The organism is Mycobacterium ahvazicum (genome assembly GCF_900176255.2).
GTDB classification, from domain to species: Bacteria; Actinomycetota; Actinomycetes; order Mycobacteriales; family Mycobacteriaceae; genus Mycobacterium; species Mycobacterium ahvazicum.
On the sequence record NZ_FXEG02000005.1, the window covers coordinates 624,363 to 646,561 of the forward strand.

Below are 22,199 nucleotides of genomic sequence, written 5' to 3' on the forward strand. Positions count from 1 at the left end.
AGATCGGAGCCGCCTACTTGTTAGGCCGCTCCGTTATTGCGCGAGGGGGTTCCCCCATGGGCCGCGGCCGGGCTAAGGCAAAGCAGACCAAGGTTGCTCGAGAACTTAAGTACAGCTCCCCGCAGACCGACTTCGATCGGCTTCAGCGCGAGCTGGCGGGCAGCGGTGGGGACGAATCGGGTCACCTCGATGGCGCCGACGAATCTTCGGATTACGAAGACGACTGGCGCCGCTAGAATCTGCTCCGTGCCGATGCCGCGTGCATCGGCACAGTGTTGTTCCCAGCTAGGCGCGGGCTCTCAGAATCTCGGGTGCTGCCCCACGAGTTTCGCGCGCGGGCCATCTTTTCCGCCCTTGCAAATCGTCCCCAACACCCAGCAGTCCAAATGGCGTGCGGTCAAAATCGCCAGGGCGCGGTCGGTGTCTTCGGGTGCGACGACGGCGATCATGCCGACGCCCATGTTGAAGGTCTTCTCCATCTCCTCGCGGACGATGCGGCCGCGCTGGGCGATCATCGCGAACACCGGCGCCGGCGTCCAGGTGCCACGGTCGACCTCGGCGGTCAACCCGTGCGGGATGACGCGCTGCAGGTTGCCCGCCAGCCCGCCACCGGTGACATGGCAGAACGTGCGCACCTGGGTTTCGGCGGCCAGCGCCAGGCAGTCCTTGGCGTAGATCCGGGTGGGTTCCAGCAACTCTTCACCCAGCGTGCGGCCGAACTCCTCGACGTAGCCGGCCAGGTTCATCCGGTCGATCTCCAGCAGGACGCTGCGAGCCAGGGAATATCCGTTGGAATGCAGACCGGAGGACCCCATCGCGATGATGACGTCGCCGGGTTTGACCCGATCGGGCCCCAGGATGTCGTCGGCTTCGACCACGCCGACGCCGGTGGCCGAGATGTCGTAGTGGTCGGGTTCCATCAGCCCGGGGTGCTCGGCGGTCTCGCCACCCAGCAGCGCGCACCCCGCGCGCACACATCCCTCGGCAATACCCGCGACGATGGCCGCCACCCGTTCGGGCACCGTGCGCCCGACGGCGATGTAGTCCTGCAGGAAAAGTGGCTCGGCGCCGCAGACAACGAGGTCGTCGACGACCATGGCCACCAGGTCGAGGCCGACGGTGTCGTGCTTGTCCATCGCCTGCGCGACCGCCAGCTTGGTCCCGACGCCGTCGCTGGAGGCCGCCAGCACCGGCTCGCGGTAGTCACCACGCAGCGCGAACAGTCCGGCGAATCCGCCGAGCCCGCCGAGTACCTCGGGCCTGGTGGCTTTCGCAGCCAGCGGCTTGAACAGATCGACCGCGCGGTCACCGGCTTCGATATCCACCCCGGCCGATGCGTAAGTAATGCCCTGGCTGCCCGGTTCTTCTCCGGGGCTTTTTCCGGGATCCGTCATCGCGATAAAGGCTACCGGTAGGCGCTTCGCGCCGGTATCAAACGTCTTGAAGGATTCCGTCAGTGGTTGACAGGAACCTCGTCGGCCGCGACATCGCCGAGCTCCGCGCCGCGCGCGGCGTTGGCGAGCATGTGCTCAATGACGTTCTTACCCAGCGCTGTCTCGCTGGGCAGCTCGATCGGGTACTTACCGTCGAAGCAGGCGGTGCACAGCCGGGAGGCCGGCTGCTCGGTCGCGGCGATCATGCCGCGCAGCGAGATGTAGCCCAGCGTGTCGGCGCCGATCGCATGCCGCACCGCCTCGAGCATCTCTTCCTCGTCCTCGACGGCGTTGGCGATCAACTCGGCCGGTGACGGGAAGTCGATGCCGTAGAAGCACGGCCACTTCACCGGAGGCGAGGCAATCCGCACGTGCACCTCGACGGCGCCGGCCTCGCGCAGCATGCGCAACAAGGCACGCTGGGTGTTACCCCGCACGATCGAGTCGTCGACGACGATGAGCCGCTTGCCGCGGATCACCTCTTTGAGCGGGTTGAGCTTCAACCGGATGCCCAACTGACGGATGGTCTGGGACGGCTGAATGAATGTCCGCCCGACGTAGGCGTTCTTCATCAGGCCCTGCCCGTAGGGAATGCCGGACTCCTGCGCGTATCCCACCGCGGCCGGGGTGCCCGATTCCGGCACACCGATCACCAGGTCGGCGTCCACCGGGCGTTCGCGGGCCAGCCGGCGGCCGATCTCCACCCGGGCGCCGTGCACCGATCGACCGCCGATCGTGCTGTCCGGCCGGGCCAGGTAGACGTATTCGAAAACGCAACCCTTGGGAGTCGGGTTGGCGAAGCGGGTGGAGCGCACGCCGTCGGCGTCGATGGCCAGCAGTTCGCCCGGCTCGATGTCGCGGACGAACGAAGCGCCGACGATGTCGAGCGCGGCGGTTTCGGAGGCCACCACCCAGCCGCGGTCGAGGCGTCCGAGCGAAAGCGGCCGCACCCCATGGGGATCGCGGGCCGCATACAGCGTGTTCTCGTCCATGAACGTCAAGCAGAAGGCGCCGCGCACGGTCGGCAACAGTTGCAGCGCAGACTGTTCCAGAGTGGAGTCGGCCGCACCATGGGCGAGCAGCGCGCCCAGGATGTCGGAGTCGGTCGTCGCCGGGGCCGGGGCGCGCTTGGCGATCAGCCCGGCGTCACGGGCCTGGCCGGCAAGCTCAGCGGTGTTGACCAGGTTCCCGTTGTGCCCCAAGGCAACCCCGGTACCGGCCGCGGTGTTGCGGAACACCGGCTGGGCGTTTTCCCAGGTGGTGTCGCCGGTGGTGGAGTATCGGCAGTGCCCGATCGCGACGTGGCCCGGCATGGCGGCCAGCGTCTGCTCGTCGAACACCTGACTGACCAGGCCGAGGTCTTTGAAGACCAATACCTGAGATCCATCCGCGACGGCGATGCCGGCGGCTTCCTGACCGCGATGCTGCAGCGCGTAGAGGCCGTAGTAGGTGAGTTTGGCAACTTCCTCGCCCGGGGCCCATACCCCGAATACACCGCACTCTTCACGGGGCGAGTTCAGGTCCTGCTCGGATACATCTGATCCAGCGACGGTCACGGTGGGCGGCTCCCTAGCGAGGGGTAGTGACTCCTCGGAGTTTACGGGCACGTAAGCCCAGCGGACGAATCCGTTGGGCGTGTTGAGCACGAATGTTCTCGGCGTGTCACCCTAAACCTGCAGTTCAGAGTTATATTCAGCTCACATCGAATAAGGGCAACCAGTGGTCAATTTCACCCGCACGCGACCCGGAGAGCGTTAATAATCCGTTCGCTTTTGCGTCGGCGAGTGTCAACATCCCGGTGGCCAGCAGCAGCCAGGTGCGCGGATCGGTCTCGACGATGTTGGGCGGTGTGCCGCGGGTGTGCTTCGGCCCCGCCACGCACTGCACCGCCACGAACGGCGGGATCCGGACCTCGACGCTGGCACCGGGGGCCAGCGCGGCCAGAGTGCGCGCGGTGAGCCGGACAGCGGCCGCCAGGGTGGCGCGATCGGGTGGCGGGCCGGTTTGGTCGCGCAGCCAGTCCGCGACGGTCATCAGGACCTGACGCGTCTTGGCCGGATCGGCAGTATCGCGGGCGGCCATGCCTTAGGGTCTCAGAACCATGGATCCGCGCCGCGGGCCACCGTATAAAACCGTCGGCCTCGTGACGATCGTGGTCATGGGGCTCATCGGGCTGGTCCTGTATTCGCAGTTTCGCGGTGATTTCACACCCAAGACGAAGTTGACCCTGGTAGCCCCCCGGGCGGGATTGGTGATGGATCCCGGCTCGAAGGTCACCTACAACGGTGTCGAGATCGGCCGGGTGGCCGGCATTTCCGAGATCACCCGAGACGGCAAGCCGGCCGCCAAGGTGGTGCTGGACGTGACTCCCAAGTACGTCAACATGATTCCGGCCAACGTGGCGGCCGAAGTGAAGGCGAGCACGGTATTCGGCAACAAATACGTTGCGCTGAGCTCACCGAAGAACCCTGCGCCACAATCGATTACACCTTCGATGGTGATCGACGCTACGACGGTCACGACCGAGTTCAACACTGTCTTCGAGACGCTGACGTCGATCACCGAGAAGATCGACCCCGTCAAGGTGAACCTGACGCTGTCCGCGACGGCACAGGCGCTGGCCGGGCTGGGCGAAAAATTCGGCGCATCGTTACTCAACGGCAACGCGATCCTCGACGACGTGAACCCTCGGATGCCGATGATCCACTTCGACATTGCGCGGCTGGCGGCGCTGGGTGACACCTACGCCGACGCCGCGCCGGACTTGTGGAATGCGCTCGAGCACGCGATGACCACCGCGCGAACCATCGACCGCCAGCTTGGAGATCTGGATGTGGCGTTGCTGGCGGCGGCGGGATTGGGCAACGGCGGCGCCGACGTGTTCGGCCGGGGTGGACCCTATCTGGCACGCGGTGCGGCCGATCTCGTTCCCAGCGCCCAACTGCTGGACGAGTACAGCCCCGAGATCTTCTGCACCATCCGCAATTTCAACCAGGTCGCACCCAAGATCCACGTCGCGCTCGGCGACAACGGGTACGCGCTGGGCGCCCACTCGTCGGGCTCGATCGCGGGAGCGCCCAACCCGTACACCTACCCGGAGAACCTGCCGCGCACCAACGCCCGGGGCGGGCCCGGCGGCCGGCCAGGATGCTGGCAGTCGATTACCCGCGAACTGTGGCCCGCTCCCTTGCTCGTCATGGACACCGGCGCCAGCGTGGCCCCATACAACCACTTCGAGGTCGGTTCACCGGTTGCCGTGGAGTATGTGTGGGGCCGCCAACTGGGCGACTACACCATCAACCCCTGAAGAGAGGTCCGAACAGAGGCGATGACAATCGCACGCTTGGCTGCTCACCGGGCGGCGTCGCTCGCTCGTCGGCTCACGGCATTGACGATCACCGCGGCAACGCTGTCGGTGTCGGGTTGCGGCGACTCCGGCGACCATCGCGAAGGCGACGCCAGCGACAACGGCTGCCGCACGCTGGCCGCCGATCCTGGTTGGTATGGCGACAACCGGGACCGGCTCAACGCGATGGTCAGCCACCTCGGCACCTGCGGCAAGCTGGAACCCGAGACCGACGACCCTCCGCTGGCGTTGTTCGACTGGGACGGCACCATGGTGAAGAACGACATCGGCGACGCGACGTTCTTCTGGATGGTGCGCAATTCCAAGGTGCGCCAGCCCGCCGACGGGAATTGGCGCACCACAAGCTCGTACCTCACCGCTACCGCCGCGGCGGCGCTGGCCTCCGCGTGCGGCGCGCTGGCACCTGCAGGCCAGCCGTTGCCGACGGGAACCAACCCCGGATGCGCTGACGAACTGGTTTCGGTGTACAGCACTCGCCAGACACGTACGGGGTCAGCGGCATTCGACGGATACAACCATCGGCGCATGGCTCCCGCTGCCGCCTGGGCGGTGCAACTGCTCGCCGGCTGGACGGAGGCCGACGTCACCGGATTCGCCGAAACGGCCCGGAAGGAGAACCTGGACGCCCCCGAGGGCACCGAGCAGGCGGTCGGCAGTGGCCGCCAGGCCGGGTGGGTTCGCTACTACGCCCAGATGCGCGATCTGGTTGCGACCCTGCAGGCCAACGGATTTGACGTGCGGATCATCTCGGCCTCACCGGAGCCCGTGGTGCGCGTGTGGGCCGCCGACCTCGGAATCTCCGCCGACCGGGTGATGGGCACCCGCACCGAGCACGACGGCGACCTGCTCACCGCGCGGTTGGCGTCCTGCGGTGGGGAGACCTCGATTCCGTTCAACGAGGGCAAACGCTGCCGGGTCAACGAGCAGGTGTTCGGCGTCGGGGGTCCGGCGGCGTTCGAGCAACGACCCGAGGATCGGCGCCAGGTGTTCGGGGCCGGCGACTCCGACGGCGACGCCACGTTCACCGCGGACGCGACCGCGCTGCGCCTGGTGATCAATCGCAACCAGATCGAGTTGATGTGCCGGGCCTATGCCAATCTCGACGGGCGATGGCTGGTCAACCCGATGTTCACCACCCCGTTGGGCGTCAGTCCGCCCTACCCTTGTGCGACACAGGGTTTCGATTTACCTAACGGCGGCCAGGCGCCCTTGCTGCGGCCTGATGGCAGCCCCGTGCCCGACCAGCAGGACCGCGTGCACGCGGGATAGCTCGGGTCAGCCGAAGAATCGCGGCAGCACCGCTTCGGACGTCGCACGCAGTTCGGCCAGTGACACCGTGAACAGGCCCTGAAATTCGACCGCGTCCGAGTCCTGGTCGACCACGCCGATGCGGACGGCGGGAAGTCCGCGCGCCTCGCACATGGAGCGAAACCGGCTCTCCTCGGTGCGCGGCACCGCCACCAGCATCCGTCCTGCCGACTCGGAGAACAGCGTCACGAACGGATCGCTGCCCTCGGGAAGCACTATGCGGCAACCGGTTTCACCCGCCAGAGCCGACTCCACAATGGCCTGGGCCAAGCCGCCCTCGGACAGGTCATGGGCCGCGGTCACCAATCCGTCGCGAGCTGCGGCGCTGAGCACCTCGGCCAGCAGCTTCTCCCGCTGCAGGTCGACCGCGGGCGGCAAGCCACCGAGATGGTCGCCGGTCACCTGGGCCCAGATCGAGCCGTCGAACTCGTCGCGGGTGTCGCCGAGGAGCAACAGGGATTCTCCCGCGTCGGTGCCCAGGGCCGTCGGGATGCGCCGATCGACATCGTCGATTACGCCCAGCACCCCCACCACCGGGGTGGGCAGGATCGCGATCGACCCGGTCTGGTTGTAGAAGCTGACGTTGCCGCCGGTCACTGGAATCCCCAAGGCCACACAGCCATCGGCGAGCCCCCGGACCGCCTGGGAGAACTGCCACATCACCCCCGGATCTTCGGGCGAGCCGAAGTTGAGGCAGTTGGTCACCGCGACCGGGACGGCCCCGGTGGCCGCGACATTGCGGTAGGCCTCGGCCAGCGCCAGCTGGGCTCCGGTGTAGGGGTCCAGCTTGGTGTAGCGCCCCGACGCGTCGGTCGACAGCGCGATGCCACGGCCGGTGGACTCGTCGATGCGCAACACCCCACCGTCGGCGTGCTCGGCCAGCACGGTGTTGCCGCGCACATAGCGGTCGTACTGCTCGGTGATGAATGCCCGGCTGCACAGGTGCGGGCTGCCCAGCAGCGCAAGCAAAGTCGCGCGCAGCTCCTCACCGGTGGTCGGCCGGGGCAGGCTGGCCGAGGTGTCGGCATTCAGCGCGTCCTGCGATTCCGGGCGAGCCACCGGGCGTTCGTATACCGGCCCTTGATGCGCAACGGTGCGCGGCGGCACGTCGACGACGGTCTCGCCGTGCCAGGTGATGCGCAACCGGTCGCCGTCGGTGACCTCACCGATGACCGTCGCCAGCACCTCCCACTTGCGGCACACCGCCAGGAAAGCCTCGACGTTCTCCGGAGCGACGACCGCGCACATCCGCTCCTGCGACTCGCTGGAGAGGATCTCAGCCGGCGTCATGTTGGCCGCCCGCAACGGCACGGTCTCCAGCTCGACCCGCATTCCGCCATCCCCTGCGGATGCGAGTTCTGAAGTCGCACAGGATAATCCGGCGCCGCCGAGGTCCTGAATGCCGATCACCAACCCGGCCGCGTACAACTCCAGGCAGCACTCGATGAGCACCTTCTCGGTGAACGGGTCACCAACCTGCACCGAGGGCAGCTTCTTGCGGCCGGTGGTGCCGCCCTCGTCGCCGCCGAAGGTCTCCGACGCCAGTACGGATACGCCGCCGATCCCGTCCAGGCCGGTGCGCGCGCCGAACAGGATGATCTTGTTGCCGGTTCCCGAGGCGAAAGCCAGGTGCAGGTCCTCCTTGCGCAGCACCCCGACGCACAATGCGTTCACCAACGGGTTGCCCGCATACGACGCGTCGAAGACGGTCTCGCCGCCGATGTTGGGCAGGCCGAGTGAGTTGCCGTAGCCGCCGATACCGCGGACCACGCCGTCGAGCACGCGGCGGGTGTCGGGCGCGTCGGCGGCGCCGAACCGCAGCTGGTCCATCACGGCGACCGGCCGGGCACCCATGGCCATGATGTCGCGCACGATGCCGCCCACACCGGTGGCCGCACCCTGGTAGGGCTCCACGTAAGACGGGTGGTTGTGCGACTCCACCTTGAACGTGACGGCCCACCCGTCGCCGATGTCGACGACACCCGCGTTCTCGCCGATGCCGGCCAGCATGCCCGCGCGCATCTGCTCGGTGGTGGTCTCACCGAAGTAGCGCAGATGGACCTTGGACGACTTGTAGGAGCAGTGTTCGCTCCACATCACCGAGTACATCGCCAACTCGGTGTCGGTGGGCCTGCGGCCCAGAATCGCGCGAATCCGCTGGTACTCGTCGTCTTTAAGGCCCAGTTCGCCGAAGGGCTGCGGCTGGTCGGGGGTGGCGGCCGCATGTTCGACGGTGTCGGCCACGTGAGTACGGGCGCCCGCTCCGGAGACAGTCACGCACACAGTCTAAAGAGCTAGCCGCCGCGCAGCAGGCGGGCGCTTTCGGCGTCGGCCGGATAGAACAATTCGACGGCCAATTCGGCGAGCGTCACGTCGAGCGGAGTGCCGAACGTCGTCAGCGTGGTGAACATCGACAGCCGTTGACCGGCGCCGGCATCGAGCACGAACGGAACGAGCAGCGACGTGGCCTCCGATGGCGTGCCCCACGGGTTCGCGGTTGTTGCGACGCCGGGGTATCCGCGCACTTCGTCGCACAGCGCCTGCAACGCCGGGTCGCCCGTCAGCGCAATCGTCCGCTGCAGCTGGTGCAGCAGGTAGCCGGCCCATTCTCCGAAATTCAGCGTCCGCCCGGCCAGCCCGTCGGGATGCAGGCACAGCCGGTAGACGTTGATCGGCGGGCCGAGCAGCTCCCCGGGCAGGCCTGCGGTCAGCGCGGACGCGGCAACGTTGGCCCCCACGATGTTCCAGCACCGATCGATGACCACACCGGGGTAAGGGTCGTGCGCATCGAGGAGCCGCTGGATCGCGTCGCGAGCCGGGGACAGCGCGGCGTCGTCGAGTGGGCGCGACCGGTAGCGCGGGGCGAACCCGGCGGCCAGCAGCAGCGCGTTGCGCTCGCGCAAGGGAATGTCGAGGCCCTCGGCCAGCGTCAGCACCATCTCCGGGCTCGGACGCGAGCGCCCGGTCTCGATAAAGCTCAGATGTCGCGCCGACACACCCACACTCGACGACAGGTCAAGCTGGCTGACCCGCCGGCGCGTGCGCCATTCGCGCAACAGAACACCGACCGGCGCGTTACTCACGCACTCACGGTAGCCACGATGCGTACCCGAGGCGATGACCTCGGAGGTAATTGTGCTGCCGCAGGGCACGCGGACACGCTTGCCTGCAACGCGCTCATTCGGAGCGTCGACCCCCGGAGGAAATCATGACCGACATCGCTTCCGCTGCGCCCAAGTTCAGCGCCGAGCTGTTCGCGGAGTTTTGGGCCGCTCCCGACTTGTCGCGTGGATTGCACATTTTGGCCGACGACATCGTCGGTTATTGGCCGGGCGACACTGAGCCGGTCCGCGGGATTGCGGCTTACACGGCTAAGATCGCCGAAATACTCGATGCCGCACCGGATTTGCAGCTCCACGTCGTCGACAGCGCGACGGTCGCCGGGTCCGCCGCGGGTGAACAGCTGGTGTTCTTGCACTACACCGGCCGGGGCACCGGGCCGGACGGCCCGTTCCAGATCCGCGGCCTCGACCGGGTGCGGACTCGCGACGGCCTGGTCGTGGAGAACGTGATCCGTTACGACCCGCTGTTTCTGGGGCAGGGCTGAACTCAGCCCACGATCTCGGCGAGCGCCGATCGGCACGCTGCTCCTCCACGCGCTGACGTGACCGACCGCGGGCGCCGGATTCGACGGGCTCGTCGACGCGCTGTTCGACGGCGTATCGAGCTACTGACGGGTCACGCAGAACACGTTGCCCTCGGGGTCGGCCAGTACTACCCAGCGAAAATCATCTCCGAAGCTGTGCCGACCCACCTCGGTGGCTCCCGCGGCCGTCAGCCGCGACACCTCTTCGTCCACGTCCGCAGCACCGAAATCCAGGTGCACGCGGTTTTTGCCGGGAGTGGGATCTGGCACCTTCTGAAACCCGAGCTGCAGCCCCTCAGACAAGGTCACCACCGTGAATTCGTCGGCGAGCAAGTCGTGCGTCGTGCCGCCGAATTGGTCCGCCCACCAACCGGCCAAGGTCGCCGGATCGCTGCAGTCGATGGTGATCATTTCCACGTGGAGTGCCATACGCGAAACCCTACGTCGCCGGCGACAAAAACGCTTGCAGCGCAGCGGAATACGCGGCCACATCGTGAGCACCCATCAATTCCCGCGCGGAGTGCATCGCGAGCTGAGGCGCACCGACGTCGACGGTGGGGATGCCGGTTCGCGCCGAGGCCAGCGGCCCGATCGTCGAACCGCACGGCAGGTCGGCGCGATGCTCGTAACGCTGCAGCGCCACCCCGGCCTGCTCACACGCCAGCGCGAACGCCGCCGCCGTTCGTCCGTCGGTGGCGTACCGCAGATTGGGATGCACCTTGAGTACCGGTCCGCCGTTGATGGCGATCAGGTGGCCGGGCTCGTGACGCTCCGGGTAGTTCGGGTGAGTGGCATGCGCCATGTCCGCCGAGGCCAGCAGCGATACCGGCAGCCGCCGCAGGAAGTCTTCCCGGCTGCCGCCGGCCGCCAGCACGATGCGTTCCAGAATCGTGCTCAGCAGGTTGGACTGTGCACCGTGGTCCGACGACGACCCGACCTCTTCGTGGTCGAACAGCACCAAGACCGCCACGTTGCCCCGCGGTTCGGCACCCAGCAACGCCTCCAAGCCCGCGTAACAACTGGCCTGGTTGTCCAGCCGGGGTGCGCTGAGCAGACTCGCGTCGGCGCCGAGCACCGTGGACGGGGTCAGGTCGTGCGTCATCAGGTCGGCGGCCAGCACATCGGTCGGTGCGACCCCGGCGCGCTCGGCCACGTAGTCCACGAATCCACGTGCTTGGTCGGCTTGTGCGTTCGAGCCCCAGACCGCGTTGACGTGGCGCTGCGGGTCCAGGGTCACCGACTTGCGGTCCTCGGCCAGATGGATGGCCAGTTGCGGCACGCGCAGGATCGGGTCGTCGATCCGGACGAGCCGATGGTCGACCGCCGAGCCGTCCCGCACCGACAATCGGCCGCTGAGTCCCAGATCGCGGTCCAGCCACGAGTTCAGCCACGCCCCGCCATAAGGCTCCAGCGCCACCACCTGCCAGCCCGCGACGACCCGGTCGGGATGTTGCTTGACCCGCAGGTTCGGGCTGTCGGTGTGCGCCCCGACGATCCGGAACGCACCGTCGGGGCCGGGTGTGTTCCAGGCGACCAGTGACCCGGCGCGGACGGTGAAGAAGCGCCCCGGATCTGCGGGCCAGGGGTCGGCTTCGCGGAGTTCGGTGTAGCCGGCGGCGAGCAACCGGTTCGCGGCCGTCGCGCAGGCATGGAACGGGGACGGAGAGGCGTCGATGAATTCGCAGAGGCCTGCGGCGCTGGCCGACATGTTCAACATCATGGCTGTTCGTTGCCGCGCAGTTCACGCTAGGGTCGGCAGAGTGCCGACGGTCCAGCCCCAGCCCATCCTCGCTCCGTTGACACCTGCCGCGATTTTTCTGGTGGTCACCATCGACGACGGCGGCGAAGCGACCGTCCACGACGCGCTGCCCGACATCTCGGGGCTGGTGCGCGCCATCGGCTTTCGCGACCCGACCAAACGCCTGTCGGTGATCACCTCGATCGGCTCGGCGGCCTGGGATAGGTTGTTCGGCGGGTCACGGCCCGCCGAACTGCATCCGTTCATCGAGCTGAACGGACCGCGGCATACCGCGCCTGCCACCGCCGGCGACCTGTTGTTCCACATTCGAGCCGAGACGATGGACGTGTGTTTCGAACTGGCCGGCCGCATCCTCAAGTCGATGGCGGACGCGGTCACCGTCGTCGACGAAGTGCACGGTTTCAAATTCTTCGACAACCGCGACCTGCTGGGGTTTGTAGACGGCACCGAAAACCCCGACGGCGCAATCGCTGTCAGCGCAAGCACGATCGGCGATGAGGACCCCGGCTTCGCCGGCTCCTGCTATGTCCACGTGCAGAAGTACCTACACGACATGACGGCATGGGAATCGCTGTCGGTGACCGAGCAGGAACGGGTGATCGGCCGGACCAAACTGGAGGACATCGAACTCGACGACGATGTGAAGCCGTCCGACTCGCATGTCGCGCTCAACGTCATCGAAGACGACGACGGCAACGAGCTGAAGATCATCCGGCACAACATGCCATTCGGCGAACTCGGCGCCGGCGAATTCGGCACCTACTACATCGGGTATTCGCGCACACCGGAGGTCACCGAACGGATGCTGCGCAATATGTTCATCGGCGACCCGCCCGGCAACACCGACCGCATCCTGGACTTCTCGACCGCCGTCACCGGCGGGTTGTTCTTCTCCCCGACCGTCGACTTCCTCGACGATCCACCTCCCCTTCCCGCGCCACTCGAGACCGTGCGACCGGAACCGTCCCCCGCCCCTGAGGGCACACTCGCGATCGGCAGTCTGAAAGGAACCAGTCCATGACGAACAATCTGTACCGCAATCTGGCACCGGTAACCGATGCCGCCTGGGCGGAAATCGAATTGGAGGCGACGCGAACGTTCAAGCGACACATCGCCGGGCGCCGCGTGGTCGACGTGAGCGAGCCGGGCGGTCCGGTCACCGCCGCGGTCAGCACGGGGCGTCTGGTCGACGTTCAGGCACCAACCGATGGTGTGGTCGCACACCTGAGGGCCAGTAATCCCCTTGTCCGACTTCGGGTTCCGTTTACCCTGTCCCGTACCGAGATCGACAATGTCGAGCGCGGTGCGCAGGACTCGGATTGGGATCCGGTCAAGGAAGCCGCCAAGAAGTTGGCATTCGTCGAGGACCGGGCCATCTTCGAGGGCTACCCCGCCGCGCAGATCGAGGGCATTCGCGCCGCCAGCTCGAACAAACCGCTGACGTTACCGGCGGATCCGCGTGAGATCCCGGACGTCATCACCCAAGCCATCACCGAGCTGCGGCTGGCCGGCGTGGACGGCCCGTATTCGGTGTTGCTGGCCGCCGATGTGTACACCAGGGTCAGCGAGACCACCGAGCACGGGTATCCGATCCTCGAGCACATCGACCGGCTGGTTCCCGGTGACATCATCTGGGCGCCCGCCATCGACGGCGCGTTCGTCCTGACCACTCGGGGCGGTGACTTCGATCTGCAGCTGGGCACTGATGTGTCGATCGGCTACACCAGCCATGACGCCGACTCCGTACAGCTGTATCTGCAGGAAACCCTGACGTTCCTGTGCTACACCGCCGAGGCATCGGTCGCGCTGGGCGCCTAGAACAGGCTCAGCGCAACGACTTTCGCGCTGACTTCCCGAGCCTGTCATTCTGCAGGCAAAGTGCAAGTGGAGGCCTGCGAAATTACGGGCTCGACGGGCGCGGGCGATCAGAGGTCGAGCACCAGGTCGCTGTCGGGAGCCGCGGAGCAGACCAGCACCGTGCCCGGCCCGGGCGGCTCCAGCGGCGCTTGGACGTATTTCGTGGTACCTGTCACGACCCCCGTCTCGCAGATATGGCACACACCGCTTCGGCAGGAGAAGCGAGTCGGCACGTCGCAAGCCTCGGCGAAATCGAGGATGGTGCCGTAGTCGGCCGACCAGTTGGCGGTAAGTCCGCTGCGGGCGAAGGTAATTGACGGCCCGGTTCCCGGCGGGCCGGCCGGCGGGTGTGGGGGCGTCCGTGCAGCTCCGCCGACGACACCGGGATTGATCGGCGGCAGTGCACCGAACAGCTCGCTGTGGATACGCGTCGTGTCCAGACCCGCGGCAGCCAGCGCCTCGCGCATATCGGCCATGAATTGGGTAGGGCCGCAGAGATACGCCGCGGCGTCGGCCGGCAGTCCGAGCGCCGCGATGGCCCGCTGATCCAATCGCCCCCGCGTCTCGGTGTAGGACACCTGCTGGCGAGCATGCGGCAACGACTCGATCAGGATCGTGACTTCGGTTGCAAAGGCTTGAGTTTCGCGATTGCGGCTGGTGTGCAGCCACCAGATGTCGCGGGCACTGTGGGCCGCCGCGAGTGCGTGCAGCATCGCCAAGACCGGGGTGATGCCGATTCCCGCCGACATCAATACCACCGGCCGGTCGTCGTCGGCGAGGTAGAAATCGCCGCGCGGCGCCGCCGCTTCTAGAACCAATCCGGGTTCGATGTGCGCGTGCAACCACCGACTGGCCAAGCCATGCTCTTCCCGTTTGACGCTGATGCGGTAATGATCGCCCACGGCGGGATTGCCCGAGAGCGAATAGCTGCGCAGCGGTACGGGATCGCCGGCCCCGGGAATGCGAATGGTGAGGTATTGCCCCGGCAGTGCCGCGGGCAGCGAGGCGCCGTCGTCGGCCGCAAGGCGGATCGACAGCACCGAGGGACTCTCGCGGTGCGTTGCCGTGACCCGCAACGGCCGAAACCCGTTCCACCCGGGCTCGACTCCGATGGCAGGACCCGCCTGCGTCTGTAAGGCGAGCATGTCGTTGAAGGATTGCTGCCATCCGGGACTCAGTGCCGGGACGTCGACAATCTTGCGCAGCGTATCGCCATCTTTGTCCGGCAGGTACAGCAGTGCGTCGACATCGGCGACACTGAGCTCGTGGCGGCCGCGGCGGGTTCGCACGATGTCGTCGCCGGCTTGGACATGGCCCTCGGTGATCACGCGGAAGTAGAACCCTGGACGATGTTGGGCGACAAGGAGGTTGGGCATCTCCGGTTCGTCGAGCCTTAGCCCAATTCTGAAGCAGGTGACCCGTGGTTGGGTAACTTCGAATTCGGCATCGCCGATGCGGTAGCGGTCGCCGATGCAAACGTCGAAGTCGGATAGCCCGGTGATGGTGAAATTTTCGCCGAAATTGCCCGGAACCAGATCGTCACGCTGGAGGTAGTTCTTCCAAAAGTCGTACGACTCGGTCTGGTAGACCATGACCGCGCGCTGCTCGCCGCCGTGGCCGCCGAGATCACCCTGTCCGTCGCCGTCGAGGTTGAGGCGTCGCGCCATGACCGGGCCCTGGACCGGCGACTTCCAGATCCCGGTATAGACGGTGTTGTCGCGCCACTGCACGTTTTTGGGCATGCCCACATTCACCGACACGAGCCTGCCCACGGTTGTCTCCTTTGGCTTTGAGTGAGCCTAGATCAGCGGCTCGCCGCCGTCGACTTTCGACGTCATATCGGCCATGAAAGTCTTGTTCACGCGAACAGCTCCTCAACGCGGTTAGATTGGGATGCCCAACCCAGAATATTCCCGGAGCGCCCCGACCGTCAACTGTTCCGGAACTATTGCGGGGTGGTGGCTTTGGTGCATACTGGGATATATATCCCAAAATCCGGAAGGTCGGGCAGGAGGAATCCCATGCCGGCTGTTCATCATCGTTACGCGACCGTCGACGGCCATCGGCTGTTCTACCGTGAGGCAGGGGACGTGGGTAAGCCGGCGCTGGTTCTGTTGCACGGGTTTCCGTCCAGCTCCCACATGTTCCGGCACCTGATTCCGGCGCTGGCCGACCGCTACCACGTGATCGCCACCGACCACCTGGGCTTTGGATTCTCCGACGCCCCGGCCGTCACCGAGTTCGACTACACCTTCGATGCGCTGACTGACCTGACCGCGGGCCTGCTGCGCAGCCTCGGGCTCGATCGGTACGCGATCTACGTGCAGGACTACGGAGCCCCGATCGGATGGCGGTTGGCGCTGCGTGAGCCGTCCTCAGTTACCGCGATCATCAGCCAGAACGGCAATGGCTACGACGCCGGCTTCGTGGAGAGTTTCTGGAAGACCGTGTGGGCCTACCAGGCCAACCCGACCGCGCAGACCGAGGCCCCGGTACGCCAATTTCTCACGTTGGACGCGACCCGCTGGCAATACGTCACCGGCGTGGCCGACGAGACGCTCGTCGATCCCGAGTGCTGGCATCACGACTTCGCGCTGCTGTCGCGGCCCGGCAACGACCTGGTGCAGCTGAAGCTGTTTCGCGACTATGCCACCAACGCTGCGATGTATCCCCGGGTGCACGAGTATTTTCGCACCACCGGGGTTCCGCTGCTCGCGGTGTGGGGCCGCGGCGACGAGATCTTCGGGCCCGCCGGCGCCGAAGCGTTCGCCGACGACCTGCCCGACGCGCAGATTCATCTGCTCGACGGCGGGCATTTCCTGCTGGAGTCCGCCCTCGACGAAGTCACCGGGCTGATCCGCAACTTCCTCGAGGCTCGCGTGCCCGCCTAACCGGGCCCGCGGGCGGCGCGGATAGCAATGGGCTGCATATCCCATAATCAGCGGCGTTCGCGAGTTAGCCTGACGCGATGGCCCATTCCGATGTTCAGGACGAACAACGGTTGACCGCCAAGGGGCGTGCCACCCGCGATCGGATTGTGCAGGCCGCGGCCCAGCTCATCGTCACCGAAGGCTTGTCGGCCTCCAACATGGAGAATGTGCGCAAGGCCGCGTCGGTCAGCGGCTCTCAGCTCGCCCACTATTTCGCCGACAAGGGCGCATTGATTCGCGCGGTGATCAGACGCCAGATCGGCGTCGTTCTGGACTTCCATCGCCAGCCCCTGCTCGGCGACCTGGACTCGTTCGACGACTTCGAGCGATGGATCGATCTGAACATGCGTTACCTGCGTCGTATCGGAACCTCCGGTGGCACACCGACCTACCATGCGCTGACCGCCCAGCTGGCCAAGTCCGACGACGAGACCCGCGCCACCTTGGCGACGGGTTACTGGCAGTGGGTAGATCTGCTCGAGCACGCCATCCAACGGATGAAAGACACCAGGGTCCTGGTCGCCGGCGCCAATCCACGGGAACTGGCGCTCGCCATCGTCTGTGCGCACCAGGGCGGCGGCACGTTGGCCTTCACTTACCGGGCGGCGTGGCCGCATGCCGATGCCACCCGGTTCGCGGTCAACTACCTGCGAATGTTTGCCGCCCATGCCGGCGAACGCACGCCCCGGCCCCCGCGACGTCCCCGCGGGCGGCACGGAAAGCATAGGGCGGCAACGTGACTGAGGGAAAGTCTCCGTTCACCCGCAAAGGACAGGCAACACGGGCGCGCATCGTCGAGGCCGCCGCCCGGCTGATGTTCCAGCGCGGCGTGGCCAACACCAGCATCGACGAGGTACGTAGCTCCGCCGGGGTGGGCGGGTCGCAGATGTCGCACTACTTCCGCGACAAACGTGACCTGACCCGTGAGGTCATCGCCGCGCGCCGCAATGACGTCATCGAGTTTCATACCCAACCCCGACTCGGGGGCCTCGACAGCATCGCGGCGCTGCAGGCCTGGGCCGACGCCTGCGTCGACAACATCGACACCGTGTATCGGCTGAACGGATGCGTCTACGGGTCACTGGCCGGAGAACTGATCGAGGCCGACGACGAAGTTCGTGACGACCTTGCGCACGGCTACGACCGGTGGCTCGAACTGTTCCGCCATGGCATCGACGCGATGCGCCGCCGCGGCGATCTGCGCGCCGACGCCGACCCACGGCATCTGGCCGTCTCGCTGGTCGTCGCGCATCAAGGCGGCGCGATGATCACGCACGCCACCGGTGAGGCCGAACCACTGCGGGTCGCCGTCAACGCCGCCGTAGATTATGTACGTTCCTTCGAGGTCAATGCCCGAAGCCGAAAGAACCTGGCGCGCAAGAGAAAAGTCTGAGCACCGCATCCTGACCCATTTACCGATCGGCCCGGGCTGGACAATTTTGGGCTGAGCGGCCCATAATAATGGGTTATACGACCCATTATTATGGCGCGCCGACGTCCAAGTCTGACCGAAGATTGCAAAGAGGCATGTCATGACCACCACCAGCCATGCGACCGCGCTGCCGACCGCTCCGGCAGTGGTACGCGAGCAGCCCGGCGGGGACACGATGCGGGCGATCATTCTGACCGGGTTCGGGGGTCTGGACCGGCTGGTCCATACGGAGATCCCCAAACCACTGCCCAAGGCGGGCGAAGTAGTAATCGAAGTCAAGGCCTTCGGTGTCAACCACGCCGAAATACACATGCGCCGCGGCGAGTGGGCCGAAGCGGCCGAAGTCAGCGGCATCGAATGCGTCGGCATCGTCGACTCGTGCCCGGGCGGCGAGTTCCCGGTCGGCGCCAAGGTCGCCGCACTGATGGGTGGCCTGGGCCGAACTGTCAACGGAAGCTATGCGGAGTACACCCGGGTACGCGCGGCGAACGTCACCCTGATGGAATCCGACCTGCCGTGGTCGCAACTGGCGGCCTTGCCGGAAACGTATGCGACGTCCTGGACTTGCCTGTTTCGCAACCTCAAGCTGACAGCCGGACAGACACTCGTGATCCGTGGCGCGACGTCGGCGCTGGGCCAGGCCGCGTTGAAGATGGCGGTCATCACCGGAGCCGACATCATCGCCACCGCCCGCAGCGAGAAGCGCTTTCCCATGCTGGAGCAACTCGGCGCCGCTCGCGTCGAATTGGAACGGCCCGACCTCGCCGCTCACATCGCCGAGGCCAAGCACATCGATGCGGTGCTCGACCTGGTCGGCAACAGCACCATCCTCGATTCCCTGGACATGCTGCGCGTGGGCGGCACCGCCTGCCTCGCCGGCTGGCTGGGCGGACTCGCGCCTATTGGTGACTTCAACCCGTTGGCACGCATGGCCAGCGGCGTGAGCTTCTCCTTCTTCGCCAGTCCCGTCTTTGGAAATCCGGGCTTCGAGGTGTCGAACATACCGCTGAGCGAGATCGCCCAAGAAATCGCCGACGGCAAGCTCGACGCGAAGCCGGCGCGAGTCTTCTCATTCAGCGAGATTCGCGAGGCGCACCGGGTGGCGGAGTCGGGCGAGGCCGGCGGAAAGATCGTCGTGGTGCTGGATTAGCCGCGGACTGGACACCGATCAGGAGTTGGGAAAACATTAGGCATGCCGACGACGCCGTCTGTCCTCATTTTCGACGTGAATGAAACGTTGATCGATATCGATTCTCTTGCAACGCTTTTCGGCGAGCTGTTCGGCGACCAGCGGGTGCTTCGTGAGTGGTTCGGCCAGCTCGTCACATACTCGATGACGGCCACGATGGCCGATTGCTATGTCGACTTCTTCACCCTCGGTCGCGGTGTACTGCACATGCTGGCCGACGCCTACGGGGTGCAGGTCACCGACGCCGACGCGGGCCGCCTGCAAGAGCAGATGCGCACCATGCCTGCGCACCCCGATGCAGCAGGATCGCTGGCCACGCTGCGCGACAACGGTTTTCGATTGGTGACGCTGACGAACTCACCACACCGGGCCGGCGTCGCTACGCCGCTGGACAATGCCGGGCTGGCACCCCTTTTCGATCGACAGCTCAGCGTGGAATCGTGTCGCGCCTTCAAGCCATCGCCCGTGGTCTACCGGCACGCCTGCGAGGCACTCGGTGTGGCGCCGGCGGATTGCATGATGGTGGCCGCCCACGTATGGGATCTACTCGGCGCGCAGAACGTGGGTTTGAGCGCCGCGCTCGTCGCCCGCCCGGGCAATTCCCCGCTGCGGGCCGAGGGGCTGCCGCAACCGACGATGGTGGTCGACGACCTGCACCAATTGGCCGACCGGCTCATCGCCGGGCCGGGCTGAGTCCGCCACCATGCACCCATCCGGCACCCCCAATGTCCCGCGTCATTCTTTTGCCCCACAACGGCATTCACCATGTCGCCGGGTAATCACCACATTGCTCCCAGCCGTTTTGGGCAACTGAGCGCCATGCAACACCACCGCGACCAACCGAACGAGAGGCGATTTCAACGATGGCATCCGATGCAGAATTCGACGTGGTGATCCTTGGGGCCGGACCCATTGGGCAGAATGCCGCGGAGCGCGCCCGGGCCGCGGGCCTGCAGGTCGCGATGGTGGAGCGCGAACTCGTCGGAGGCGAATGTTCTTACTGGGCCTGTGTACCCAGCAAAGCATTGTTACGCCCGGTCCTGGCCCTGGCCGATGTCCGGCGCGTCGACGGAGCCCGCGAGGCGGTGACGGGGCCGATCGACCCGCCTGGCGTGTTCGGGCGACGCAACCGCTATGTGACCAACTGGGACGACAGCGCCCAGGCCGACTGGGTGGCCGGAATCGGTGCCACACTGGTGCGCGGGCACGGCCGGTTGAGCGGGGCGCGAGTAGTCACCGTGTCCAAGTCCAGCGGCGAGGACGTCACGCTGCGTGCTCGGCACGCGGTCGTGGTGTGTACCGGAAGCCGGTCCGCACTCCCCGAGCTTCCCGGCATCGTCGAGGCCCGGCCATGGACAAACCGTCATGCGACGGACAGCAGCCACGTCCCTGGGCGCCTCGCGGTCGTCGGCGGCGGCGGAGTCGGGGTCGAGATGGCAACCGCGTGGCGTGGCTTGGGTGCCTCGGTGACGCTGTTGGCTCGGGGATCGGGACTGCTGCCGAGGATGGAACCCTTCGTGGGCGAGTTGATCGGCCGGGGGCTGCAAGACGCGGGTGTGGATCTGCGCCTGGGTGTATCAGTGCGGACACTTCACCGGTCCGACCCGGCCGGACCGGTGACCCTCGAACTCGACGACAACACCGAATTGACGGTCGACGAGGTCCTTTTCGCCACGGGCCGCGCACCGCTCACCGACGACATCGGTCTGGATACGGTGGGCCTCGAGCCGGGAAGCTGGCTCGAGGTCGACGACACCTGCAGAGTGAAAGCCGTGTCCGAAGGCTGGCTCTACGCGGCGGGTGACGTCAACCATCGCGCCTTGCTGACGCATCAGGGCAAGTACCAAGGACGCATCGCCGGCGCGGCGATCGGGGCCCGTGCCGCGGGCACACCGCTGGATACCACGCCCTGGGGGACCCATGCCACGACGGCCGATCATTTTGCGGTACCGCAAGCCTTCTTCACCGATCCCGAGGCAGCCGCCGTCGGCCTGACGGCTGAGCAGGCCGTGCAGGCCGGTCATCGGGTACGCACTGTCGACATCGAAATCGGTGAAGTCGTCATGGGCGCCAAACTTCACGCCGACGGCTACCGTGGCCGAGCGCGTATGGTGGTCGAGGAGGATCAGCGTTATTTGCTCGGGGTGACTTTGGTCGGTCCGGGTGCCACCGAATTGTTGCACTCTGCCACCATCGCCGTCGCGGGCCAGGTTCCTATCGCCCGGCTCTGGCACGCGGTGCCATGCTTTCCGACGATCAGCGAACTGTGGCTGAGACTCCTTGAGGCTTACCGGGATGCGGATAACCGAGAGTAGCGACAGGAGCGCAGATGGCCACCGCTGACGGATTTCACCCGGACTTCGACGACACCGGGCGGCAGGTCCCGCACGGCCGGGTGCACCACATCAAAGCCTCGGACATCAGTTCTGACACCGCGCAATCGGAAGGGCTGCGGCGCTTCGCGGCGCTGTCCGGTAAGTCGGTCGGCGCCGAGAAGCTGTGGATGGGCGAGACTCACGCGCTACCCGAGACCGTCTCCTCCAACCATCATCACGGCGAGTCCGAGACCGCCATTTATGTGCGAAGCGGCCCCCCCGAGTTCGTCTTTCACGACGGCGTTGACGGGGTGCGCATCACGGCCGCGCCCGGCGACTACGTCTTCACCCCGCCGTATCTGCCGCACCGCGAAGAGAATCCCGACCTGAACACCATCGCGGAGGTGGTGATCGCGCGCAGCAGCCAGGAGGCGATCGTGGTCAATCTGCCCGCGCTCTACCCGCTCGAAAGCGATCAGTAGACCGCGATCTCGACGAGATTCCCGTCGATGTCCCGGCAGTAGTGTGAGGTCATCGGCCCCAGCGCACCGCTCTTGGTGACCGGTCCCGCGGTGATCTCGACACCGCATGCCTGCAGGTGCGCACGCACCTCGCAGGGGCTGGAATCGGTGATGAAGCACAGGTCTTCGGAGCCCGCCGCTTCGACCGCCCCGGTCACCCAGTCCGGATCGTCGGCGAGCGCGCCGATGGGCCGCAGGTTGATCTTCTGATTTCCGAATCTCAGCGCGGTGCGCCCGGCCAGCCCGAACGTCTCACGCGTCATGCCGAGCACTCGCTCGTACCACGCCGCGGTCGCCTCAATATCGTTGCAGTTGACCACAATATGGTCGAACCGTTGCACCGCGAACCCCATCTTCAACCCTCCTGGCGCGAACTGAGAACGAGACTACTTCACCGACGCCGACGAATTCGACATCGACCGCGTGGCCGGCTGGTCGAACC

The 22,199-nt window shown here is 66.3% G+C and carries 22 protein-coding genes; 13 read left to right on the top strand and 9 right to left on the bottom strand.

What is annotated here, in order from left to right; translation table 11 throughout:
- Positions 1-56 precede the first annotated feature (56 nt).
- A complete protein-coding gene (locus tag MAAFP003_RS24090; RefSeq protein ID WP_096290168.1) occupies positions 57-236 on the top strand; it encodes a DUF3073 domain-containing protein in 180 nt (59 codons plus the stop codon).
- Between the two features lie 63 nt (positions 237-299).
- Here the strand turns inward: MAAFP003_RS24090 and purM are convergent, their stop codons facing one another.
- The 3 genes from purM to MAAFP003_RS24105 all read right to left on the bottom strand — a co-directional run bounded on the left by purM (position 300) and on the right by MAAFP003_RS24105 (position 3,515).
- Positions 300-1,394, bottom strand: coding sequence for a phosphoribosylformylglycinamidine cyclo-ligase (gene purM / locus MAAFP003_RS24095; RefSeq protein WP_096290169.1), 1,095 nt, complete (start codon positions 1,392-1,394; stop codon positions 300-302).
- A 59-nt stretch (positions 1,395-1,453) separates the two neighbouring features.
- A complete protein-coding gene (gene purF / locus MAAFP003_RS24100; RefSeq protein ID WP_096290170.1) occupies positions 1,454-2,989 on the bottom strand; it encodes an amidophosphoribosyltransferase in 1,536 nt (511 codons plus the stop codon).
- A 136-nt stretch (positions 2,990-3,125) separates the two neighbouring features.
- Entirely contained in the window at positions 3,126-3,515 is a 390-nt protein-coding gene (locus MAAFP003_RS24105; protein ID WP_096290171.1) for a sterol carrier family protein, read from the bottom strand.
- Between the two features lie 19 nt (positions 3,516-3,534).
- Between MAAFP003_RS24105 and MAAFP003_RS24110 the strand changes: the two genes are divergently transcribed.
- Both MAAFP003_RS24110 and MAAFP003_RS24115 read left to right on the top strand, forming a co-directional pair.
- On the top strand, positions 3,535-4,740 hold the full coding sequence (locus tag MAAFP003_RS24110; protein WP_096290172.1) for an MCE family protein: 1,206 nt from the start codon (positions 3,535-3,537) through the stop codon (positions 4,738-4,740).
- A gap of 36 nt (positions 4,741-4,776) precedes the next feature.
- Complete coding sequence (locus MAAFP003_RS24115; protein WP_243394186.1) at positions 4,777-6,069, top strand: HAD family hydrolase; 1,293 nt, start codon at positions 4,777-4,779, stop codon at positions 6,067-6,069.
- A gap of 6 nt (positions 6,070-6,075) precedes the next feature.
- On the opposite strand, the gene purL is transcribed toward MAAFP003_RS24115, so the two are convergent.
- Both purL and MAAFP003_RS24125 read right to left on the bottom strand, forming a co-directional pair.
- Positions 6,076-8,352 carry a phosphoribosylformylglycinamidine synthase subunit PurL gene (purL, locus tag MAAFP003_RS24120; RefSeq protein WP_165796504.1) on the bottom strand — a complete coding sequence of 759 codons (2,277 nt, stop codon included), beginning with the start codon at positions 8,350-8,352 and terminating at the stop codon, positions 6,076-6,078.
- 50 nt (positions 8,353-8,402) lie between these two features.
- Positions 8,403-9,191, bottom strand: coding sequence for a helix-turn-helix domain-containing protein (locus MAAFP003_RS24125; RefSeq protein ID WP_096290175.1), 789 nt, complete (start codon positions 9,189-9,191; stop codon positions 8,403-8,405).
- Positions 9,192-9,316: 125 nt separating this feature from the next.
- Between MAAFP003_RS24125 and MAAFP003_RS24130 the strand changes: the two genes are divergently transcribed.
- The gene (locus tag MAAFP003_RS24130) at positions 9,317-9,715 is read left to right on the top strand and encodes a nuclear transport factor 2 family protein (protein WP_096290176.1); all 399 of its coding nucleotides are present in this window, start codon (positions 9,317-9,319) and stop codon (positions 9,713-9,715) included.
- A 120-nt stretch (positions 9,716-9,835) separates the two neighbouring features.
- Here MAAFP003_RS24130 and MAAFP003_RS24135 read toward each other — a convergent pair whose 3' ends face one another.
- Together MAAFP003_RS24135 and MAAFP003_RS24140 are read right to left on the bottom strand one after the other, a co-directional pair.
- Positions 9,836-10,183, bottom strand: a complete 348-nt coding sequence (locus MAAFP003_RS24135) for a VOC family protein (RefSeq protein ID WP_096290177.1) — start codon at positions 10,181-10,183, stop codon at positions 9,836-9,838.
- Positions 10,184-10,193: 10 nt separating this feature from the next.
- A complete protein-coding gene (locus tag MAAFP003_RS24140; RefSeq protein WP_096291378.1) occupies positions 10,194-11,462 on the bottom strand; it encodes a M18 family aminopeptidase in 1,269 nt (422 codons plus the stop codon).
- A 10-nt stretch (positions 11,463-11,472) separates the two neighbouring features.
- On the opposite strand from MAAFP003_RS24140, the gene MAAFP003_RS24145 reads away from it, so the two are divergent.
- Together MAAFP003_RS24145 and MAAFP003_RS24150 are read left to right on the top strand one after the other, a co-directional pair.
- Positions 11,473-12,534 (top strand): Dyp-type peroxidase, encoded by a 1,062-nt coding sequence (locus MAAFP003_RS24145; RefSeq protein ID WP_207768627.1) that lies wholly within the window; start codon positions 11,473-11,475, stop codon positions 12,532-12,534.
- A complete protein-coding gene (locus MAAFP003_RS24150) occupies positions 12,531-13,331 on the top strand; it encodes a family 1 encapsulin nanocompartment shell protein (protein WP_096290179.1) in 801 nt (266 codons plus the stop codon). Before MAAFP003_RS24145 ends, MAAFP003_RS24150 begins: the two co-directional genes overlap by 4 nt.
- A gap of 107 nt (positions 13,332-13,438) precedes the next feature.
- Here MAAFP003_RS24150 and MAAFP003_RS24155 read toward each other — a convergent pair whose 3' ends face one another.
- On the bottom strand, positions 13,439-15,142 hold the full coding sequence (locus tag MAAFP003_RS24155) for an MOSC and FAD-binding oxidoreductase domain-containing protein (protein ID WP_096290180.1): 1,704 nt from the start codon (positions 15,140-15,142) through the stop codon (positions 13,439-13,441).
- Positions 15,143-15,391: 249 nt separating this feature from the next.
- On the opposite strand from MAAFP003_RS24155, the gene MAAFP003_RS24160 reads away from it, so the two are divergent.
- The 7 genes from MAAFP003_RS24160 to MAAFP003_RS24190 all read left to right on the top strand — a co-directional run bounded on the left by MAAFP003_RS24160 (position 15,392) and on the right by MAAFP003_RS24190 (position 21,718).
- The gene (locus MAAFP003_RS24160) at positions 15,392-16,261 is read left to right on the top strand and encodes an alpha/beta fold hydrolase (RefSeq protein ID WP_096290181.1); all 870 of its coding nucleotides are present in this window, start codon (positions 15,392-15,394) and stop codon (positions 16,259-16,261) included.
- 77 nt (positions 16,262-16,338) lie between these two features.
- Entirely contained in the window at positions 16,339-17,040 is a 702-nt protein-coding gene (locus tag MAAFP003_RS24165) for a TetR/AcrR family transcriptional regulator (RefSeq protein ID WP_096290182.1), read from the top strand.
- Positions 17,037-17,693 (top strand): TetR/AcrR family transcriptional regulator, encoded by a 657-nt coding sequence (locus MAAFP003_RS24170; RefSeq protein ID WP_165796483.1) that lies wholly within the window; start codon positions 17,037-17,039, stop codon positions 17,691-17,693. The genes MAAFP003_RS24165 and MAAFP003_RS24170 overlap by 4 nt, the downstream gene beginning before the upstream one ends.
- Positions 17,694-17,832: 139 nt before the next feature.
- Positions 17,833-18,882: a zinc-binding dehydrogenase gene (locus MAAFP003_RS24175; protein WP_243394187.1), complete on the top strand. Its 1,050-nt coding sequence runs from the start codon at positions 17,833-17,835 to the stop codon at positions 18,880-18,882.
- 42 nt (positions 18,883-18,924) lie between these two features.
- Positions 18,925-19,614, top strand: coding sequence for a haloacid dehalogenase type II (locus MAAFP003_RS24180; RefSeq protein WP_096290183.1), 690 nt, complete (start codon positions 18,925-18,927; stop codon positions 19,612-19,614).
- 170 nt (positions 19,615-19,784) lie between these two features.
- A complete protein-coding gene (locus MAAFP003_RS24185) occupies positions 19,785-21,236 on the top strand; it encodes a dihydrolipoyl dehydrogenase family protein (protein ID WP_096290184.1) in 1,452 nt (483 codons plus the stop codon).
- 14 nt (positions 21,237-21,250) lie between these two features.
- The gene (locus tag MAAFP003_RS24190; protein ID WP_096290185.1) at positions 21,251-21,718 is read left to right on the top strand and encodes a cupin domain-containing protein; all 468 of its coding nucleotides are present in this window, start codon (positions 21,251-21,253) and stop codon (positions 21,716-21,718) included.
- Here the strand turns inward: MAAFP003_RS24190 and MAAFP003_RS24195 are convergent.
- Positions 21,712-22,110, bottom strand: coding sequence for a VOC family protein (locus tag MAAFP003_RS24195; protein ID WP_096290186.1), 399 nt, complete (start codon positions 22,108-22,110; stop codon positions 21,712-21,714). The two genes, MAAFP003_RS24190 and MAAFP003_RS24195, sit on opposite strands and share 7 nt — an antisense overlap.
- Between the last annotated feature and the right edge of the window lie 89 nt (positions 22,111-22,199).

What these genes read in the sequence shown, in the direction of transcription:
- MAAFP003_RS24140 (WP_096291378.1), bottom strand. Translation starts at nt 11,462, where the DNA reads ATGTCGGCCAGCGCCGCAGGCCTCTGCGAATTCATCGACGCCTCTCCG.
- MAAFP003_RS24195 (WP_096290186.1), bottom strand. Translation starts at nt 22,110, where the DNA reads ATGGGGTTCGCGGTGCAACGGTTCGACCATATTGTGGTCAACTGCAAC.
- MAAFP003_RS24185 (WP_096290184.1), top strand. Translation starts at nt 19,785, where the DNA reads ATGGCATCCGATGCAGAATTCGACGTGGTGATCCTTGGGGCCGGACCC.
- MAAFP003_RS24110 (WP_096290172.1), top strand. Translation starts at nt 3,535, where the DNA reads ATGGATCCGCGCCGCGGGCCACCGTATAAAACCGTCGGCCTCGTGACG.
- MAAFP003_RS24135 (WP_096290177.1), bottom strand. Translation starts at nt 10,183, where the DNA reads ATGGCACTCCACGTGGAAATGATCACCATCGACTGCAGCGATCCGGCG.
- MAAFP003_RS24160 (WP_096290181.1), top strand. Translation starts at nt 15,392, where the DNA reads ATGCCGGCTGTTCATCATCGTTACGCGACCGTCGACGGCCATCGGCTG.
- MAAFP003_RS24105 (WP_096290171.1), bottom strand. Translation starts at nt 3,515, where the DNA reads ATGGCCGCCCGCGATACTGCCGATCCGGCCAAGACGCGTCAGGTCCTG.
- MAAFP003_RS24180 (WP_096290183.1), top strand. Translation starts at nt 18,925, where the DNA reads ATGCCGACGACGCCGTCTGTCCTCATTTTCGACGTGAATGAAACGTTG.
- MAAFP003_RS24165 (WP_096290182.1), top strand. Translation starts at nt 16,339, where the DNA reads ATGGCCCATTCCGATGTTCAGGACGAACAACGGTTGACCGCCAAGGGG.
- MAAFP003_RS24130 (WP_096290176.1), top strand. Translation starts at nt 9,317, where the DNA reads ATGACCGACATCGCTTCCGCTGCGCCCAAGTTCAGCGCCGAGCTGTTC.
- MAAFP003_RS24150 (WP_096290179.1), top strand. Translation starts at nt 12,531, where the DNA reads ATGACGAACAATCTGTACCGCAATCTGGCACCGGTAACCGATGCCGCC.
- MAAFP003_RS24190 (WP_096290185.1), top strand. Translation starts at nt 21,251, where the DNA reads ATGGCCACCGCTGACGGATTTCACCCGGACTTCGACGACACCGGGCGG.
- MAAFP003_RS24145 (WP_207768627.1), top strand. Translation starts at nt 11,473, where the DNA reads ATGGCTGTTCGTTGCCGCGCAGTTCACGCTAGGGTCGGCAGAGTGCCG.
- MAAFP003_RS24175 (WP_243394187.1), top strand. Translation starts at nt 17,833, where the DNA reads ATGACCACCACCAGCCATGCGACCGCGCTGCCGACCGCTCCGGCAGTG.
- MAAFP003_RS24090 (WP_096290168.1), top strand. Translation starts at nt 57, where the DNA reads ATGGGCCGCGGCCGGGCTAAGGCAAAGCAGACCAAGGTTGCTCGAGAA.
- purM (WP_096290169.1), bottom strand. Translation starts at nt 1,394, where the DNA reads ATGACGGATCCCGGAAAAAGCCCCGGAGAAGAACCGGGCAGCCAGGGC.